The 3875-nt window shown below is 71.8% G+C and carries 3 protein-coding genes; all 3 read right to left on the bottom strand.

The features are described from left to right. Positions 1 to 997, bottom strand: a 997-nt coding sequence (gene fliF, locus D180_RS10500; RefSeq protein ID WP_017912758.1) for a flagellar basal-body MS-ring/collar protein FliF, incomplete at its 3' end; no start/stop codon positions are given. A 12-nt stretch (positions 998 to 1009) separates the two neighbouring features. Beyond that, positions 1010 to 1372 (bottom strand): flagellar hook-basal body complex protein FliE, encoded by a 363-nt coding sequence (fliE, locus tag D180_RS10495; RefSeq protein ID WP_010341655.1) that lies wholly within the window; start codon positions 1370 to 1372, stop codon positions 1010 to 1012. 256 nt (positions 1373 to 1628) lie between these two features. Continuing rightward, positions 1629 to 3875 (bottom strand): glycosyltransferase (locus D180_RS10490; protein ID WP_017912757.1); only part of this gene is annotated, 2247 nt, incomplete at its 5' end.

The raw sequence follows: 3875 nt of genomic DNA, 5'->3' as shown, positions 1-3875 counted from the left end.
CGGTGGCGCCCGGCTGGCCCGGCGCGCTGCCCGGCGAGTTGCTGGTCGCGCCGGGCGCGCCCTGCGGACCGCTGGTGCTGGTGCTGCTGTCGCTGACCTGCTCGCTGCGCAGCTTCGGCGGGTCGCCGTTGTACAGCTCGCGCGCTTCCTCGACCACCGAGAAGTCCATGTCCACGTTCACTTCCGGGTTGACCCGGCCCGGGCCGGTCATCGGCTCCAGCAGTTCGCGGATGCGCTGGTTGTAGGCGCTTTCCTGGCGGCGCACCTGGTCGAACTGGGCGGCGTTGAGCGCGGCGTCGCTGTTGGGGTCGGCGATGGTCAGCATGCGCCCGCTCTGGTCGACCACGGTGACGCGGTCCGGCGCCAGGTCGGGGATGCTGGAGGCGACCATGTTGACGATCGCATCGACCTGATTTCGTTCCAGGGTGGTGCCGCCGCGCAGTTCCAATACCACCGAGGCGCTGGCGGCCTCGCGCTGGCGGGTGAACGCGCTCGGCTTGGGGATGGCCAGATGCACCCGCGCCTCGCGCACCGGGCGCAGGCTGGCGATGGTGCGCGCCAGTTCGGTTTCCAGGGCGTGCTGGTAGCGCGCGTTCTCCACGAACTGGCTGACCCCGAAGCCGGGATCCTTTTCCATCACTTCGAAGCCCATGTTGCCGTTGTCGGTCAGGCCGGCGCCGGCCAGCTTCAGCCGCGCGTCGTACAGCTTGTCCTCCGGCACGGTGATCGCGCCGGTGGCCTGGTCGAGCTTGAACGGGATCTGCGCGGTGCGCAGCAGGTCGGTGGCCTCGGCCGTGCCCTTCTCATCCAGGCCGGTGTACAGGGGCGTGTAGGCCGGCTTCTGCGACCAGAAGAACACGAACAGGCCGGCGGCCACGGCCACCGCGATCATCGCCATCAGGCCGATGCGCCGGGTGAGCTGCAGGCTCTGCAGGCGGTCGAACCAGGCCCCGGCCTTTTCGCTGTTGAATGTGTCTTTGCTGATCGCAAGCGCCATCGTCTTCTACCCTTACAGCGGCATGTTCATCACGTCCTGGTACGCCTGGACGAGTCGGTTGCGGACTTCCACGGTAGCGCGAAACGCCACCTGGGACTGTTGCGCGGCCAGCATCACCTTGGCCAGGTCGGCGCTGGGGTCGCCCAGTTCGAAGGCCTTGGCGAGGTCGCCGGACTTCTGCTGGGCCTCGTTCACGCCGCCGATCGCGTTGCGCAGGGTCTCGGTGAAGCTCGGGCCCTGCACGCCCTGGCTGCCGCCCAGGCCTTCGATCGCATTGCTGCGGCCGACATCGCCCACCCGCGTCTGCGCCGCCTGGCCGACCTGGCCCTGGTAGCTGCGGATCTGCGAAAGGATGGAGCTGATGGAGTCGCTCATACGGTGAAGTCCCTGCCGGGAGACGGCTTGCCCGTATGCAATGCAAGCGGTGTGCCGAAACGGCACTGACGTGTTGAGCAGCCTCCGGACAGGCGTGCGCGGGCAAGGCCGGCACCCGGTGACGGGTTCCTGGCGCCGGCGGCACGGCCGGCACGGACCGCGCGCCGGCAAGGTGTCGGCAGGTTGACGCCGTGCGCCGCGTCACGGTCGGACGCGGGCGCCGCGCGGCGACCTCAAGGCCGGCGAGGGGACCGACTCAGTCCGGCAGCCAGGCTGCCCGCCACTCCTGCAGGTTGGCGCCCTGCAACATCCAGTCGCGCTGCACCGTCGCGCGCAGGGCAGTGCCTGCCGCCGCCCGCGCGTCGGCGTCGGCCAGGTGCGCGCGGATCGCATTGACCCAGTCGCGAAAGCGATTCTTGACCAGGGTGACCGGCAGCGCGCCATCGCGGTAGGGCGGCAGGTCGCTGGCCACCACCGGATAGCCGCAGGCGCCGTACTCGAGCAGGCGCAGGCTGCTCTTGCAGCGATTGAACAGGTTGTCTTCCAGCGGCGCCAGCGCCAGGTCCAGGCCCAGCGCGGCCAGCGCCTGCGGATAGCGGGCGAAGTCCACGCCCGCGTGCACCTCGTGCACATGCCGGCGCAGCCGCTCCGGGCACAGCCCCATGAACACCCAGTGCACCTCGCCGGCCAGCGCCTGCACCACGTCGGCGATCAGTTCCAGGTCGCCGGTGTGGCTGAGCCCGCCGGCCCAGCCGACCCGTGGCTTGGCCGAGGCGGATGCCGCCGGCGGCGCCAGCGCGCCCCACAGTTGCGGCTCCAGCCGGTTGCGCACCACGCGGATGTCGCCGTGCAGGCCGGCCAGCGCCTCGGCCAGGTCCGGCGTGGAGACGGTGACCCGGTCCACCAGCGTGGCGGCGCGCCGCAGCGAGCGCAGCACGTCCTTGGGCATGTGCTCGCGATGCGCGCTCTTCAGCGGCAGGTTCGGCAGGTAGTCGTCCAGCTCGTAGACCATGAAGGCGGGGCCGAACCGGCGCATGCGCTCCATCCGCGCCAGTTCCGCGTCGCCGACCCGGCGCTGCAGCACCACCACGTCGGCGCCGATGCGCTGCAGCTCCACCGGATCGAGCAGGCGCGCGTAGTACAGGCCGTCGATCTGCGCGGCCGCGGCCAGCGCCTGGAATGGCTGGATCACCCGGTACTGGCCGCTGCCGAAGGTGTCGCCGGGATGGGCCAGCACCCGCGGTAGCGGTTTCCAGGCCAGCGGCTGCCAGGAGAATTCGGACTCGGTCAACTGGAAACCGCCGGGCCGGTCCAGGCCCAGGCTCGGCGAATACGCCGGATCCTGCGCCAGCGCCGGCAGCCAGCGCTGCAGCAGCGCCTCGTCGGCCGCCTCGCTGCGCGTGGCCGAGGCTGGTTGCAGCAGCAGCGCCTGCGGCGTCCACACGGTCCAGGCGCCCGTCGCCGCGGCGCGCAGGCACAGGTCCACGTCGGCGCCGCCGGCGGCGAAGCCGGCCGCGTCGAAGCCGGACAGGTGCTCGAACAGCGCCCGCCGCACCAGCAGGCAATGCGCCGACACCGCGCTGTAGCGGTGTGCCACCTGCAGCCGGCCCATGTAGCCCGGCTGCGCCATCGCCTCGCCGGCGAAGGCGTGGCCGGCGCCGGCCAGCAGGCCCGGCAGCAGGCCGGCATGGGTGATGCGGCCGTCGGCGGACACGCCCTTGGCGCCGACGATGCCGACTTCGGGCCGCTGCGCGTGGTTCATCAGCGCGTGCAGCCAGCCGTCCTGCACCGCGGCGCTGTCGGCATCCAGGAACAGCAGGTACTCGCCCTGCGCCTGGGTGGCGGCGAGGTTGTGCGCCTCGGCCTGGCAGACCCGCTGTTCCAGCGCGAACACGCGGATGCGGCCGTTGCCCAGTTCGGCTACCGCCTGCATCCACGCGGTGATCTCCGGCGCCTGGCTGGCGTTGTCCACCAGCAGCAATTCATAGGCGGGGTAGGCGGTCTGTTCGAGCAGGCTGACCACCGCGCGCTGCAACGCCGGCAGGTTGTCCTGCGCCAGCAGCACGATCGAGACCGGCGGCTGCGCGGGGTGGCCGTAGTCGATGCGGAACAGGCCGCCCGGCAACGGCTCGACCGTGGCCTGCGGATAGCCGCGGGCCTGCAGGTGCGCGGCGATCGCGCGCTGGCGCGCCGGACCGCCGGCCTCGGCGCTGGCCGGCGTGGCGACCAGCAGCGGCTCGGGCAGGTGCGCGATGCCATCGCCGCCGTCGCGCAGGAACAGGCGCAGGATCAGGTCCAGTTCGCTGGCGCCGTCGTGGGCAGGATCGAAGCCGCCCAGCGTCCGCACCGCCGTGCGGCGGAACACCCAGTGCCCGGCCGTGGCCAGCGGATTGCCCAGCAGCAGGTCCAGGTCCGGGTCGGGCCGCAGCAGCGGCGCCAGGGTGTCCGCGTCCACGGCCAGCCATTCGTCCGCATACAGTGCGTTGCACTGCGGTTGCTGCGC

This window comes from Xanthomonas sp. SHU 166 (assembly GCF_000364685.1).
Lineage (GTDB): Bacteria > Pseudomonadota > Gammaproteobacteria > Xanthomonadales > Xanthomonadaceae > Xanthomonas_A > Xanthomonas_A sontii.
The sequence above is the reverse complement of the archived record's forward strand: the minus strand, read 5'-3'. Positions and strand labels throughout refer to the sequence as shown.

What these genes read in the sequence shown, in the direction of transcription:
- fliE (WP_010341655.1), bottom strand. Translation starts at nt 1,372, where the DNA reads ATGAGCGACTCCATCAGCTCCATCCTTTCGCAGATCCGCAGCTACCAG.